This window comes from Streptomyces sp. NPDC031100 (assembly GCF_055570785.1).
The window spans coordinates 38,399-52,977 of record NZ_JBVIGN010000025.1 but is presented as its reverse complement, the minus strand read 5'-3'; the positions used below and the strand labels follow the sequence as shown (position 1 = coordinate 52,977).

The 14,579-nt window shown below is 73.2% G+C and carries 11 protein-coding genes; 4 read left to right on the top strand and 7 right to left on the bottom strand.

The window, feature by feature from the left end; genetic code table 11:
• Window positions 1–33: 33 nt before the first annotated feature.
• Genes hutI through hutU form a run of 4 tightly spaced genes read right to left on the bottom strand, consistent with a single transcriptional unit; the run spans window position 34 to window position 5,463 of the window.
• A complete protein-coding gene (hutI, locus tag ACZ5DS_RS41670; protein WP_468249494.1) occupies window positions 34–1,209 on the bottom strand; it encodes an imidazolonepropionase in 1,176 nt (391 codons plus the stop codon).
• 38 nt (window positions 1,210–1,247) lie between these two features.
• The gene (locus tag ACZ5DS_RS41665) at window positions 1,248–2,585 is read right to left on the bottom strand and encodes a formimidoylglutamate deiminase (protein WP_468249492.1); all 1,338 of its coding nucleotides are present in this window, start codon (window positions 2,583–2,585) and stop codon (window positions 1,248–1,250) included.
• Window positions 2,582–3,802: an allantoate amidohydrolase gene (locus ACZ5DS_RS41660; RefSeq protein WP_468249489.1), complete on the bottom strand. Its 1,221-nt coding sequence runs from the start codon at window positions 3,800–3,802 to the stop codon at window positions 2,582–2,584. Before ACZ5DS_RS41660 ends, ACZ5DS_RS41665 begins: the two co-directional genes overlap by 4 nt.
• Window positions 3,799–5,463 (bottom strand): urocanate hydratase, encoded by a 1,665-nt coding sequence (gene hutU, locus ACZ5DS_RS41655; protein ID WP_468249487.1) that lies wholly within the window; start codon window positions 5,461–5,463, stop codon window positions 3,799–3,801. The genes ACZ5DS_RS41660 and hutU overlap by 4 nt, the downstream gene beginning before the upstream one ends.
• Before the next feature lie 94 nt (window positions 5,464–5,557).
• Here hutU and ACZ5DS_RS41650 point away from each other — a divergent pair, with 94 nt between their 5' ends.
• Window positions 5,558–6,985 (top strand): type III PLP-dependent enzyme domain-containing protein, encoded by a 1,428-nt coding sequence (locus ACZ5DS_RS41650; protein ID WP_468249484.1) that lies wholly within the window; start codon window positions 5,558–5,560, stop codon window positions 6,983–6,985.
• Between the two features lie 310 nt (window positions 6,986–7,295).
• Here ACZ5DS_RS41650 and ACZ5DS_RS41645 read toward each other — a convergent pair whose 3' ends face one another.
• Complete coding sequence (locus ACZ5DS_RS41645; RefSeq protein ID WP_468249481.1) at window positions 7,296–8,210, bottom strand: MurR/RpiR family transcriptional regulator; 915 nt, start codon at window positions 8,208–8,210, stop codon at window positions 7,296–7,298.
• A gap of 14 nt (window positions 8,211–8,224) precedes the next feature.
• The gene (locus ACZ5DS_RS41640) at window positions 8,225–9,733 is read right to left on the bottom strand and encodes an aromatic amino acid ammonia-lyase (RefSeq protein ID WP_468249479.1); all 1,509 of its coding nucleotides are present in this window, start codon (window positions 9,731–9,733) and stop codon (window positions 8,225–8,227) included.
• A 250-nt stretch (window positions 9,734–9,983) separates the two neighbouring features.
• Here ACZ5DS_RS41640 and ACZ5DS_RS41635 point away from each other — a divergent pair, with 250 nt between their 5' ends.
• The 3 genes from ACZ5DS_RS41635 to ACZ5DS_RS41625 are packed head-to-tail and all read left to right on the top strand — an operon-like array spanning window position 9,984 to window position 12,743.
• Window positions 9,984–10,649 (top strand): carbonic anhydrase, encoded by a 666-nt coding sequence (locus ACZ5DS_RS41635; protein ID WP_468249476.1) that lies wholly within the window; start codon window positions 9,984–9,986, stop codon window positions 10,647–10,649.
• Between the two features lie 32 nt (window positions 10,650–10,681).
• Complete coding sequence (locus ACZ5DS_RS41630) at window positions 10,682–12,286, top strand: SulP family inorganic anion transporter (protein ID WP_468249474.1); 1,605 nt, start codon at window positions 10,682–10,684, stop codon at window positions 12,284–12,286.
• 10 nt (window positions 12,287–12,296) lie between these two features.
• On the top strand, window positions 12,297–12,743 hold the full coding sequence (locus tag ACZ5DS_RS41625) for a hypothetical protein (RefSeq protein WP_468249472.1): 447 nt from the start codon (window positions 12,297–12,299) through the stop codon (window positions 12,741–12,743).
• A gap of 372 nt (window positions 12,744–13,115) precedes the next feature.
• Here ACZ5DS_RS41625 and ACZ5DS_RS41620 read toward each other — a convergent pair whose 3' ends face one another.
• On the bottom strand, window positions 13,116–14,507 hold the full coding sequence (locus ACZ5DS_RS41620; RefSeq protein ID WP_468249470.1) for a cystathionine beta-synthase: 1,392 nt from the start codon (window positions 14,505–14,507) through the stop codon (window positions 13,116–13,118).
• Window positions 14,508–14,579 lie beyond the last annotated feature (72 nt).

Sequence of the window (14,579 nt, the reverse complement as noted above, 5' to 3'; positions counted from 1 at the left end):
GGGGCCTTGTGAACACGGCCCCGGCCGGCACGGTCAGACCACCCGCACGCCCCTGCGCCAGACCCCGCTGACCAGCGGCACCCCCGGCCGGTACGCCAGGTGGACGTGGCTGGGGGCGTCCAGGAGGGTCAGGTCGGCGTACGCGCCGGGGGTGAGGTGGCCGATGTCCGTGCGGCGAAGGGCTGCCGCACCGCCCGCCGTGGCTGACCAGACCGCCTCGTCCGGGGTCATGCGCATGTCCCGTACCGCGAGCGCGATGCAGAAGGGGACGGAGGAGGTGAAGGACGAGCCCGGGTTGCAGTCCGTGGAGAGGGCGACCGTCACGCCTGCGTCCAGCAGGCGGCGGGCGTCGGGCCACTCGGCCCGGGTGGAGAACTCGGCGCCGGGCAGGAGGGTGGCGACCGTGTTGCCGTTCGCGAGGGCGTCGACGTCCGCGTCCGTGAGGTGGGTGCAGTGGTCGGCGCTCGCCGCGTCCAGCTCGACGGCCAGCTGGACGCCGGGGCCGTAGGAGAGCTGGTTGGCGTGGACGCGGGGGTGCAGGCCCTTGGCCTTGCCCGCGGTCAGGATCGCCCGCGCCTGGTCGCCGTCGAAGGCGCCCTTCTCGCAGAACACGTCGACCCAGCGGGCGTGCGGCGCGCAGGCGTCCAGCATCTCGCCGGTGACCAGGGCGACGTAGGCCGCCGGGTCGTCGGCGTAGTCGGGGGAGACGATGTGGGCGCCGAGGTACGTCACCTCGTCGGTGTGCCGCGCCGCGATGCGCAGGGCGCGGGCCTCGTCCTCGACCGTCAGGCCGTAGCCCGACTTCGTCTCGAAGGTCGTGGTGCCCTGGCGGAGGGCCTCGGCCAGATAGTGGGTGAGGTTCGCCTCCAGTTCCGCGTCGGTCGCGGCGCGGGTGGCCGCGACCGTGGTGCGGATGCCGCCCGCGGTGTACGAGCGGCCGGACATGCGGGCGTTGAACTCCTGCGTGCGGTCACCGGCGAAGACCAGGTGGGAGTGGGAGTCCACGAAGCCGGGCAGCACCGCCCGGCCGCCCGCGTCGACCCGGTTGTCAGTGGCGGGTGCTTTGCTGGATTCACCGGTCCACGCGATGCGGTCGCCGTCGATGACGACGGCCGCGTCCTGGATCAGACCGAGGGGGGACCTGTCACCGAGGGAGGGGTCGTTGGTGACCAGCGTGGCGATGTTGGTGACGACGGTGCTGCTCATCATGGTGTCCTCAGGGATGGCCGGGTGGGGTTCGACGGTTTTCAGCCGCGCAGGGCGTCGATCGCGTCCGCCAGCGCCGACGGCACGTCCGGTACGAGCTGGTGGACGCCGTCCCGTACGACAGGGCGGCCGCCCACGATCGTGTGCCGTACGTCCGCGGCGGTCGCCGCGAATACGGCCGTCTCGGCGCCCAGCCTGGGCAGCGGCCCGGCCGTCCTGACCGAGTCGAGGGCGATCGTCGTCAGGTCGGCGAGCGCACCGGGCTCGATGGTGCCGGCGTCCGACCAGCCGAGGGCGGCGTGGCCGTCGGCGGTGGCAGCCCGCAGCAGCGCGGCGGCGGTCCAGTGGCCCCGGGTGCGGGTGCGCAGCCGCTCGTTCAGCTCCATCGCGCGCGCCTCTTCGAGCAGGTCGATGACGGCGTGGCTGTCGGAGCCGAGGGAGAGCGGGGAGCCCGCCCGCTGCAGGGCGACGGCCGGGCCGATGCCGTCCGCCAGGTCGCGCTCGGTCGTCGGGCACATGCAGGTGCCGGTGCCGGAGCCGCCGAGCAGCGCGATGTCCTCGTCGGTGAGGTGGGTGTTGTGCACACCGGTGGTGCGCGGCCCGAGGACGCCGTGGTCGGCGAGCAGCCGGGTGGGGGTGCAGCCGTGCGCCGCCTGGCAGGCGTCGTTCTCGGCGGTCTGCTCCGACAGGTGCACGTGCAGCGGGGCCCCCCGCTCCCCGGCCCACTGCGCCACGGTCGCCAACTGGCCCGCGGGCACGGCCCGTACGGAGTGGATCGCCGCTCCGATCCGTGCGTGATCCCGTTCCTTGAGAACTGCACAGCGTTCGGCCCAGGCCTCCGCGCTGCCGTCGGAGAAGCGGAGCTGGTGGGCGCCTGGCGGCTGGCCGAAGCCGGAGGACAGGTAGGCGGTGTCCAGCAGGGTGATGCGGATGCCGGCCTCGGCGGCGGCCGCGATCAGCGCCTCGCCCATCGCGTTGGGGTCGGCGTAGCGGGTGCCGCCGGGGGCGTGGTGGACGTAGTGGAACTCGCCGACGCAGGTGACGCCCGCCAGGGCCATCTCGGCGTACACCGCGCGGGCCAGGGCGTGGTAGGTCTCCGGGGTCAGGTGGTCGGCGACGGAGTACATCACCTCGCGCCAGGTCCAGAAGGTCCCGCTGCCGACCTGGACCGTGCCGCGCAGCGCCCGGTGGAAGGCGTGCGAATGGGCGTTCGCCAGGCCGGGGAGGGTCAGACCGCGCAGGATCTCGGCGCCGGGCGGCGGGGTGGGCACGCCGGTGCGGACGGCGGTGATGCGGCCGTCCTCTGTGCTCAGGGCCACGCCCGGCTCGATGTTGGTGTCGAGCCAGGCGTGCTCCAGCCAGTACGTCCGTGTGGTCACGTGCAGGCCAGCCCTTCCAGTACGTCGGCGAGTGCGTGCACCCCGGCCATGCAGTCGTCCTCGGCCGCGAACTCGGCCGGGGAGTGCGAGACGCCGGTGGGGTTGCGCACGAACAGCATGGCGGTCGGAATGGTGCCGGAGAGGATTCCGGCGTCGTGTCCGGCACCGGTTCCCAGGACGGGCACCTTCAGGCTGTCACTCGCCGCCCCCAGGATCCGGCTCAGTTCGTCGCGCAGCGCGTGGTCGAACTCGACCACCGGGGTGAAGGACTCCCGGACGACGTCGAGGTCGATGCCGTGGGCGTCCGCGTACTCCCGTGCGGCCTTCTCGATGCCGACGACGACCGTGTCCAGGGTCTCCTGGTCGGCGGCGCGGGAGTCGAGCCAGCCGCGCACCAGGGAGGGGATGGCGTTGACGCCGTTCGGCTCGACGGAGATCTTGCCGAAGGTGGCGACGGCACCGGCGAGTTCGGCCTCCCGGCGGGCCGCGAGCACGGTCTCGGCGTACGACAGCATCGGGTCGCGCCGGTCGACCAGCCGGGTGGTGCCGGCGTGGTTGGCCTCGCCCCGGAAGTCGAAGCGCCAGCGGCCGTGCGGCCAGATGGCACTGGCGATGCCGACCCGGTCGCCGGACAGGTCCAGCGCACGCCCCTGTTCGACGTGCAGCTCGACGAAGGCGCCGATACGGGCCAGCCGCTCCGGGTCGGCCCCGATGGTGTCGGGGTCGTACCCGGCGGCCTCCATGGCCTGCGGGAGGCTGATCCCGTCGCCGTCGGTGAGCCGGTGGGCCTGCTCGACGGTCAGCTGTCCGGCGGTGAGCCGGGAGCCGACGCAGGCCAGCCCGAACCGGGCCCCCTCCTCGTCACCGAAGTTGACGAGGGCCAGGGGCTTGGTGAACCGCACTCCCCTCCCGCGCAGTTCGTCCAGAGCGGCGAAGGAGGAGACGACCCCGAGGGGCCCGTCGAAAGCGCCACCGTCCGGCACCGAGTCCAGATGGGATCCGGTGACGACCGCGTCCCCCGCGGCCGGGTCCCCGAGCCAGGCCCACTGGTTCCCGTTCCGGTCGACCTCGTAGGTGAGCCCGCGCGCCTCCGCCTGCTCCTGGAACCAGGCCCGGCACTCGGCGTCGGCACCGGTCCAGGCGAAGCGGCGGTAGCCGCCGGAGGCGGAGCTGCGGCCGATCGGCAGCAGCTCCGCCCACATGCTGTGGAAGGTCACGCCTGGTCACCCTCGCGCATAGGCACCCGAACCCCGCGCTCCTGCGCAACCGACTCCGCGATGTCGTACCCGGCGTCCACGTGCCGGATGACACCCATGCCGGGGTCGTTGGTGAGAACGCGCCGGATCTTCTCGCCGCCCAGCTTCGTGCCGTCGGCCACCGTCACCTGGCCGGCGTGGATGGAGCGCCCCATGCCGACGCCGCCACCGTGGTGGATGGAGACCCACGACGCGCCGGAGGCCACGTTGACCATGGCGTTCAGCAGCGGCCAGTCGGCGATCGCGTCGGAGCCGTCGAGCATGGCCTCGGTCTCGCGGTACGGGGAGGCGACGGAGCCGCAGTCGAGGTGGTCGCGGCCGATGGCCAGCGGAGCGGCCAGCTCGCCGGAGGCCACCATGTCGTTGAAGCGCTCACCGGCCTTGTCGCGCTCGCCGTAGCCGAGCCAGCAGATGCGGGCGGGCAGGCCCTGGAAGTGGACGCGCTCGCGGGCCATCTTGATCCAGCGGGCCAGGGACTCGTTCTCCGGGAACAGCTCGAGGATCGCCTTGTCGGTCTTGGCGATGTCGGCGGGGTCGCCGGACAGGGCGGCCCAGCGGAACGGGCCCTTGCCCTCGCAGAACAGCGGGCGGATGTACGCGGGGACGAAGCCGGGGAAGGCGAACGCGCGGTCGTAGCCGGCCAGCTGGGCCTCGCCGCGGATGGAGTTGCCGTAGTCGAAGACCTCGGCTCCGGCGTCCATGAAGCCGACCATCGCCTCGACGTGCTTGGCCATCGACTCACGGGCGCGGGTGGTGAAACCGGCCGGGTCCTTGGCGGCGGCGTCGGCCATGTCCTCGAAGGCCACGCCGACCGGCAGGTAGGACAGCGGGTCGTGGGCGGAGGTCTGGTCGGTGACGATGTCGATGGGGGCGTTCATCGCGAGCAGCTGCGGGACCAGCTCGGCCGCGTTGCCGAGGACGCCGATGGACAGCGGGCGGCGGGCGTCACGGGCCTCGGTGGCCAGCTGGAGCGCGTGGTCGAGGTTGTCGGCCTTGACGTCCAGGTAGCGGTGCTCGATGCGGCGCTCGATGGCGCGCGGGTCGCAGTCGATACAGAGGGCGACGCCGTCGTTCATGGTCACGGCGAGGGGCTGGGCGCCGCCCATGCCGCCGAGGCCGGCGGTGAGGGTGATGGTCCCGGCGAGGGTGCCGTTGAACTTCTTCGCGGCGACGGCGGCGAAGGTCTCGTAGGTGCCCTGGAGGATGCCCTGGGTGCCGATGTAGATCCAGGAGCCGGCGGTCATCTGGCCGTACATGGTCAGGCCGAGGGCCTCCAGACGGCGGAACTCCTCCCAGTTGGCCCAGTCGCCGACCAGGTTGGAGTTGGCGATGAGGACGCGCGGGGCCCACTCGTGGGTCTGCATCACGCCGACCGGGCGGCCGGACTGGACCAGCATGGTCTCGTCCTGCTTGAGGGTCTTCAGCGTGCGCACCATCGCGTCGAAGGAGCGCCAGTCACGGGCGGCCTTGCCGGTGCCGCCGTAGACGACGAGCTTGTCGGGGTGCTCGGCAACCTCGGGGTCGAGGTTGTTCTGGAGCATCCGCAGGGCGGCCTCCTGCTGCCATCCCAGGGCGCTCAGTTCCGTGCCGCGCGGTGCTCGTACGGGGCGGGGTCCCGACATCGTCTGCCTCCTTCTGTTACTACGCTTATTCACATCCTGTCTCTCTGAATAGAACTAGTCAATACATCGGCATCCCCCCGTCCGCGCGCCGCGGATGTTTGGCTGGAATCACCCTGAAGACGCAGGCAGGCCGACAGGAGGAGAGGTCGTGGACCACGACACCGACAGCGAGGCCCGGGAGCGGGCCGCCCGGCGGGACGAGGCGGTGCGCGGCGCGGTGGAGCAGGGGCTGCTGGGGCCGGACGCGGCCGTGGCGGGGCTGCTGGACGTCACCGGCATCCGGGAGTCGGCGGCGGCCCTGCGGGCGGCCTTCGACGCGGTCGTGGCGCCGGGGACGCCGGTGCTGCACGCCTTCGCGGTGAAGGCGACCCCGCTGGTGCCGGTGCTGCGGCTGCTGCACGAGGAGGGCATCGGTGCGGAGGTGGCGAGCCCGGGCGAGCTGGCGCTGGCGCGGGCAGCGGGGCTGCCGCCGGAGCGGATGGTGCTCGACTCGCCCGCCAAGACCCCGGCCGAGCTGCGCGAGGCGCTCGCGCTGGGCATCGCCGTCAACGCGGACAACCCCCAGGAGCTGGACCGGCTCGACGCGCTGGCCCGGACGGCGCCCACCCGGTCGCCGCTCGGCATCCGGATCAACCCGCAGATCGGCGGCGGCAGCATCGGGGCGACGTCGACGGCGACGCAGACCTCCAAGTTCGGCGTGGCGCTGCGCGACGAGGGGGCCCGGGAGTGGGTCGTACAGGCCTGCGCGGACCGGCCGTGGCTGACCCGGCTGCACACGCACACCGGCTCGCAGGGCATCCCGCTGTCGCTGCTGGCGCGGGGTGTGGCGGAGACGTACGCGCTCGCGGAGGAGATCAACGCGCGGATCGGGCGGCAGCAGATCGACACGCTCGACATCGGCGGCGGGCTGCCGGTCGATTTCACCGGGGAGGCGACGGCGCCGACGTATGCGCAGTACGCGCGCGTGCTGGCCGAGGAGGTGCCGGGGCTGTTCGACGGGCGGTACGGGCTGGTGACCGAGTTCGGACGGTCGCTGCTGGCCAAGCACGGCACGGTGGTGGCGCGGGTGGAGTACGCCAAGCGTTCCGGCGGACGGCGGATCGCGGTGACGCACGCGGGCGTGCAGGTGGCCACACGGACCGTGTACGTGCCGGGGGCGTGGCCGCTGAGGATCGCCGCGTACGACGCCAAGGGGCGGCCGAAGGCGGGTCCCGAGGTGGTGCAGGACGTCGCCGGCCCGGCCTGCTTCTCGGGCGACCTGCTCGCCGAGGGGCGCGCGCTGCCTCTGCTGGAGCAGGGCGACTACGCGGCGGCGCTGGACACGGGCGCGTACTACTTCGCGCACCACTACGCCTACAACTCCCTGACCCGGCCGGGGATCTACGGCTTCGTGCCGGACGGATCGGGAGGCATGGCCTTCGCGACCGTGCGGGAGCCGCAGACTGTCGCCGAGGTGGTGGCGGAGTCCGGCGGGGCACAAGCGGACGCGCTCGCCTCCCTCAAGAGAGCCGATCGTCGTTGACGCAGTCAGACGTGGCCCAACCCACGGATAGAGACCCGCGCTCCCGCGAAGCAAGAGCTTCGACGTCAACCGCCCGACGCTCAAGGCGCTGGGCTTGCACAGCGGGCATCACTGGCTGCGATGCTGCGCTTGCGTCCAGTCCCACCCCGCCACCACAGCGGTGCGGCCCCGGCCCGTACGACGACGGCCACCCGGGCCAGCCCCTGTCCTCCGCGCGCCACGTCTGCCTCCCGTGTCACGTGTCCTCGATGCGCCTGTGCGCGGACGAAGGTAGTGGCAGAAGGTGAGACGAGTCTGAGAGCGCGGCGGCTCAATCGACGAACAGTCCGCGGGCCGCCGCGTGCGTGTCGAACTCCTCCAACCGGGCCTGGGCCTCCGGCAGGTCGTCGCAGACCGCCTCCAGCAGCACCCGCCCCAGCAGCATGGGCGCGCACGCGGTGTCGAAGGCGAGCCCGGTGCCGACGGCGGCGGGCAGCAGCAGGTCGGAGTACTTGGCGACGGGCGCGAAGGCGGAGTCGGCGACCGTGACGACGGTCAGGCCCGCGTCCTTGGCATAGGCGAGGGTGTCGACGACCTCGCGCGGATGCCGGGGCAGCGCGAAGCACAGCAGGGCGGAGGCGCCCGCGCGGACGGCCGCGTCGATGCGGTCCTGGATCATCGTGCCGCCCTCGTTGAGCAGCCGGACGTCCGGGTGGACCTTGGCGGCGAAGTACGCGAAGCCGTACGCCTGGGAGGCGGCCGCGCGCAGCCCGAGCACCGGCAGCGGGCGGGAGGCGGCGAGGATCCGGCCGGCCTTCTGCACCGGGCGGGGGTCGGCGAGCAGCTCCGCGAGGTGCTTCAGGTTCTCGATCTCGGCCTCGACGGCCTGCTGGTACTCGTTGTACGAGCCCGTCTCCGCGGCCGGCTCGGCGGGGACGACCTCGCGCAGGTGCCTGCGCAGGGCGGGGTAGCCGTCGAACCCGAGGGCGACCGCGAAGCGGGTCACCGACGGCTGGCTGACCCCGGCCAGCTCGGCCAGCTCCACGCTGGACAGGAAGGGCACGTCGGCGGCCCGCCGCACCATGCTGTGCGCGATGCGGCGCTGGGTGGGCGTGAGCCGGTGCCCCTCGAAGAGCGCCTGCAGCCGGGTGGCCGGGCTGTCCAACGCCCCGGACGTCGCCCCGGACGTCACGGCGACAGCCGGTTCCGACGTCACGCCGGACGCCGCCCCGGACGTCGTACTCATACTCCTGTCCACACTCATGACGTGCTCCCCCTCCAGATGTCCGTGAACCGGTCGAGCAGGTGGGCCGCCGCCTTCACGTCGTCCGTGAGCGGCCGGTCGGCCGGGTCGGCGTCGAGGACCGGCTCGGCGAGCGCGAACGCCCGTCCGGCCGGAAGCTCCGGGTCGGGCCTCAGGTCCCGCTGGCGCAGCGCCCGGACGGCGGCGACGAGTTCGCAGCCGACCACCAGACGGTACGCACCGCACGCGCGCAGCGTCTGGCGCGCGGCGAGCGAGGCGAAGCTCGCCTGTTCCTCGACGCCCCGGGAGAGTACAGCGTGACCGAGCGACGCGGGGGCCGAGAAGGCCCGCAGATCGCCGAGGGCCGCGCCGGCCGCGTACTCCAGGATCATCACGCCGGACGAGGCCGGTTCATGGTCGGCGAGGAAGGGGCGCAGCCGGGTGTAGGCGGGCTCGTTGAGGGTGGACAGGCGGGAGGTCGACAGGCGTGCGACCTGCATCAGGGCGAGCCTGAAGTGGTCCAGGGCGAGGGCGAGTTGGGCCTGGTAGAAGCCGCCGTGGTGGTAGGCGGCCCGGTCCTCGGGGGCGATGAGCGGGTTCTCGGCCGCGGCGTTGATCTCCACGGTCAGGACCTGCTCCAGGGCGTCCGCCGCGTCGTGCGCCGGCCCGTGTATCTGGGGCAGGCAGCGGAAGCCGTACGGGTCCTGGATCCGGCCGAGCGGCGGGGTCGGCCGGTCGGCGGCGCCGATCAGCTCCCGCATCCGCCGGGCCACCTCGGCGCTGCCCCGGTGCGGGCGGGCGGTGTGCACGGGGGCGGCGAAGGCCTCGTGGGAGCCGTCGACGGCGAGCAGGGACAGCGCCGCGACGACCTGGGTGGCGCCGATCAGCCCGCGCAGTTCGTGCAGGGCGAGCGCGGACTGGCCGAGGGTGAGGGCGTTGCTGCTGATCAGGGCGAGGGCGTCGTTGTTGTCGAGGGGCTGCGGCTCGGGGGCGCCCGCGCCCCGCCACGGGTGCTCCCCGGCCAGTGCGAGACCCACCTGGGCCAGCGCCGCGATGTCGCCGGTGCCGACGGAGCCGAACTCGTTGACCACCGGGTACGCGCCCGTCTCCAGGGCCTCGCACAGGGCGGTGACGACGCCGGGCCTGAGGCCGGCGCCCCCGGCCAGCAGCTGGTTGGCGCGGACGGCGAGCATCGCGCGCACCTGCCGGGCGGGGAGTTCCTCGCCTATGGCGCCGGCGTGGCTGCGCAGCAGGCGCAGGCCGTGTCCGGCGACCGAACCGGCGGGCACGGACTCGTTCCGGTTCGCGCCCACGCCGGTGGTGCGGCCGTAGACGCGCCCGGTGGCCGCGAGCTGCCGGGCGGCGTTCCAGGACCGCTCCGCCCGCCGCATGGCGTCGACCCCGGGGACGGGCCGCGCGACCCCGTCGGCGAGGCGCACGACGTCCTCGACACCGAGCCGGGTCCCGTCGAGGACCACCGCCCCAGAGCACACGGAGTCCGGAGCGTCCAGGATGCGAGACGGCATCAGGCCCACACTCTCCTCGCATGGACAACCTATTCAGACAGCAAGAACTCTGCATGACGTTATGCAGCCAGGCAAGGGACATCTGCCGGGACCGGCGGCGTAACGGTCCTTCCGCGACCACCGCCCAAGGGGCGGTATCGCCGTGGCGATGATCTGACGACGAATCAGCCAAGCCAAACCGCCACTCAGGGTGACCGGGCGACTGCTTACGGTGAGAGTGCGCTACTGGCACGACACCTGAGGAAGCGTCATGGCCTCCAACCGCAGGGCCTTCCTGGCGGCCGCCGCCGTCACCGCGCTGACCGCCGCCCCGGCGACGGCCGCGCCCGGTCCCTGTCCCCGACCGCCGAACACCGCGTGCGCCGCCCTGGACGAACTCCTCGCGGGCAACCGGCGCTACGCCGCCGGCCACCCCCGCCACCCGAACGACTCCCCCGCCCGGCGGCACCTGCTGGCCGCAGCCCAGCACCCGTTCGCGGTGATCGTCGGCTGCATCGACTCCCGGGTGCCGCCGGAGCTGGTCTTCGACCAGGGACTGGGCGACCTGCTGTGCATAAGGACCGCCGGCCAGGTGCTGGACGAGGCCGTGCTCGGATCCATCCAGTACGGCGTGCAGGAGCTGGGCGTCCCCCTGGTGCTGGTGCTCGGGCACGAGCGCTGCGGAGCCGTCGCCGCCACGCTGGAGCATCTGCGCACCGGCGCTCCGGTGCCGGGCCACCTGGAACTCCTGGTGGAGGAGATCGCCCCCGCCGCCCGCCGCACCCGGGTGCTGCCCGGCGACTGGGCCGAGCACACCGTGCGCGCCCACACCGCCTGGGTCCGGGACGCGATCCGCGCCGACCCGGCCTTCGCCCCCGCCCACATCGCGGCCGCCCGTTCCGACCTCGACACCGGGCTCGTGTCCCTGCTGCCCTGAACACCACCCCCCATGAAGCCCCTGAAGAAACCATGAACCTGACCCGCGCCCTGTCCGTCCTGCCCTCCCCCGCCGACCTGAAATCCATGACCCGCGCCCCGCGCCGCGACCTGCTGTGCGGGCTGACCGTGGCCGTCGTCGCCCTGCCCCTGGCCCTCGGCTTCGGCGTCACCTCCGGGCTCGGTGCCGCCGCCGGGCTGACCACGGCCGTCGTCGCCGGTGCGCTGGCCGCGCTGTGCGGCGGCAGCGCCCGCCAGGTCACCGGTCCCACGGGTGCGATGACCGTGGTCCTCGTCCCGATCGTGCACCGCTACGGCGCCGACGGCGTCCTCACCGCCGGGCTGCTGGCGAGCCTGATCCTGCTCGTCCTCGCCTTCGCCCGGGCGGGGGCGGCGATGGCGTACGTGCCGGCGCCCGTGATCGCCGGCTTCACCCTCGGCATCGCTTGTGTGATCGCCCTCCAGCAGGTGCCCGCCGCGCTCGGCGTGCCCACCCCGCGCGGCGAGCAGGTCGCCGTGGTCGCCGCGCGGGCGGGCGAGGAGTTCGGGCGCGCACCGCACTGGCCGGCCCTGCTGCTCGCGGCCGGTGCGGCGGCGGTCGTGCCGGCCGGTGCCCGCTGGAAGCCGGCCGTGCCCTTCTCCCTCGTGGCCGTCGCGGCCGCCACCGTCGCGGCCGAGGCGCTGCACCTGCCCGTCACCCGCATCGGCAGCCTCCCCGCGTCCCTGCCCGCGCCCTCCCTCTCCTTCCTCGACCTCTCCCGCGTGCCCGCCCTGCTCGCCCCGGCCGCCGCGGTGGCCGCGCTCGCCGCCCTGGAGTCCTTGCTGTCGGCGTCGGTGGCCGACGGGATGCGGCCGGGCGAGCGGCACGACCCCGGGAAGGAGCTGTTCGGGCAGGGCATCGCCAACCTCGCGGCCCCGCTGTTCGGCGGGGTCCCGGCGACCGGCGCCATCGCGCGCACGGCGGTGAACGTCCGTACCGGCGCCGCCTCCCGGCTGGCCGCGCTCGCGCACGCGGTGGTCCTCGCCGGGATCGTGGCGGTCGCCGCCCCGCTGGTGGGCCGTGTCCCGCTGGCCGCGCTGGCCGGGGTGCTGCTGGCGACGGCCGTACGCATGGTGGAGCGGGACGCGGTCCGGGCGATGACGAAGGCCACCCGCGGCGACGCGCTGGTGCTGATCCTCACGGCCACGGCCACCCTCGCCCTGGACCTGGTGCGGGCGGTGCTGATCGGCCTCGGCGTCTCGGTGCTGCTGGCGCTGCGCTCGGCGGTGCGCGGCACCCGGCTCACCCCCGCGGCCGCCGACGAACTGCCGGGCGAGGCGGGCACGGTGACGTACCGGTTCGACGGCCCGCTGCTGTTCGCCGCCGCCCACCGCTTCCGGTGCGGCCTCGCCGACCTCCACGACGGGGTCACAGCGGTCGACCTCAAGCTGTCCGGCCTCACGGCCGTGGACGCGACGGGCGCGCTCGCGCTGAAGGAGGCGGTCGCCGAACTGCACGGGCGGGGCGTCGAGGTACGGATCAGCGGGGTGGACCTGGCCCACCGCCGGGTCCTGGAGTCCTGCGGGGTCCTCACGACGGCCGGAGCCGGTACGAAGAGGGGGGTTGTCCCCAGTGCGGCGGGCGTGACCGCTCCCTAGGGTGGGGGTCATGAGCACTACGGACTCACGGGACGTCGACCTCGAGAAGGACGACATGGACCTCAAGAAGGATCTGGACGCCACCGTTCGGGCCCGCAGGGAACTGGGCGACGAGTACGACTCCGCACTCGTCGAGTCCTTCCTGGAGAAGGTCGAGCAGCGGATCGACGACGGGGTGGACCGCCGGGTGCGGCGGCACCTGGCGGAGCAGCGGATGGCGGACGCACGCGGCACCCGGCGGCCCAAGGGGACCGACACCTGGGCCGAGCGGTTCGGCTTCGCCATCACCTCGTTGGTCCTCGCGATCCCGCTGTCCTCGATCGGCGGGGGCATCGCGGGGCTGCCCGGGATCGTGGCCACCTGGGTCGGCATCGTCGGCGTCAACGCGACCCAGGCGATACGGCTCAACCCGGAGATCCTCGCCGGCCGCCGCGCCCGGTCGTCCGAACAGGACTGAGGCGACCGCCGGTTCAGGCCTGCATGTTCAGCCCGTCCGGCGTGTGAAGAATTGCGCGGGGACCGCCGCACCCCCGTTGCCGGGGGGCGGGACGACGGCGGTCCCCGCGAGGGACGCGGGCCGGGTCAGGGCCGGGCTTGCGCGTCCGTGGCGTCCATGGAGGTCCGGGAGCCGCTCCGGAGGTCCTTGACGCCGTTCGGCGCCGGCCGGGGCGGGGAGCCGCTCCCGCCCTGCCGACACCCACCAATCTGCCGGACCCGTGTTAAGCGGGTGCTGCGCGCACGTGACACGCTCGTACCACTTCCGAGACGGCTCGATCGGCCGAGGTCACCGCAAGTTCGCCGCCGCCACGGGCCGTTCACCGCAGATTTGCTACTTGTTCCCGCCCTTGGCCAGGAAGGCCAGCAGGTCCTGCCGGCTGACCACACCGGTCGGCTTGCCCTCGACCAGGACGATGGCCGCGTCCGCCGAACCCAGCACCGACATCAGGTCGGCGACCGGCTCGCCGGAGCCGACCTGCGGCAGCGGGGCGCACATGTGCTTCTCCAGCGGGTCGTCCAGCGACGCCCGCTTGTTGAACAGAGCGTCGAGCAGCTCCCGTTCCACGACCGAGCCGACGACCTCGGCGGCCATCACGTCCGGGTGACCGGCGCCCGGCTTGACGACCGGCATCTGCGAGACGCCGTACTCGCGCAGCACCTCGATGGCCTGACCGACCGTCTCCTCCGGGTGCATGTGCACCAGGGAGGGGATGGCGCCGTGCGCCTTGTCGTTGAGGACGTCGGCGACGCGGGCGCTGGGGCCCTCGTCCTCCAGGAAGCCGTAGTCGGCCATCCACTCGTCGTTGAAGATCTTGCTGAGGTAACCACGGCCGCTGTCCGGCAGCAGGACGACCACGACGTCGTCCGGCCCGAGCCGCTCGGCGACCCGCAGCGCCGCCACCACGGCCATACCGCAGGAGCCGCCCACCAGGAGGCCCTCCTCCTTGGCCAGGCGGCGGGTCATCTGGAAGGAGTCCTTGTCGGAGACCGGGACGATCTCGTCGGCGACGGTCCGGTCGTAGGCGGTGGGCCAGAAGTCCTCACCGACACCCTCGACCAGGTACGGCCGGCCGGAGCCGCCGGAGTACACGGAGCCCTCGGGGTCGGCGCCGACGACCTTGACCTTGCCGTCGCTGACGTCCTTCAGATAGCGGCCGGTGCCGGAGATGGTGCCGCCCGTGCCCACGCCCGCCACGAAGTGGGTGATCTTCCCCTCGGTCTGCTCCCACAGCTCGGGGCCGGTCGAGTGATAGTGCGAGAGCGGGTTGTTGGGGTTGGAGTACTGGTCGGGCTTCCAGGCGCCGGGGGTCTCCCGCACGAGCCGGTCGGAGACGTTGTAGTACGAGTCCGGGTGCTCGGGGGCCACGGCGGTCGGGCAGACCACGACCTCCGCCCCGTACGCCCGCAGCACATTGATCTTGTCGGTGCTCACCTTGTCAGGGCAGACGAAGATGCACTTGTAGCCCTTCTGCTGGGCCACGATCGCGAGGCCCACGCCGGTGTTCCCACTGGTCGGCTCGACGATCGTGCCCCCCGGCTTCAGCTCCCCGCTCTGCTCGGCGGCCTCGATCATGCGCAGGGCGATGCGATCCTTCACGGAGCCGCCCGGGTTGAAGTACTCGACCTTGGCCAGAACGGTCGCCTGGATGCCCTTGGTCACGCTGTTGAGCCTCACCAGCGGGGTGTTGCCGACGAGGCTGATCATCGAGTCGTGGAATTGCACCGTTGTCTCCGGTTGCTTGCAAAAAACAGTGGTCGTAGTTGTGTCGCCAGCCTACGGCCCCGGGGTGAAGCG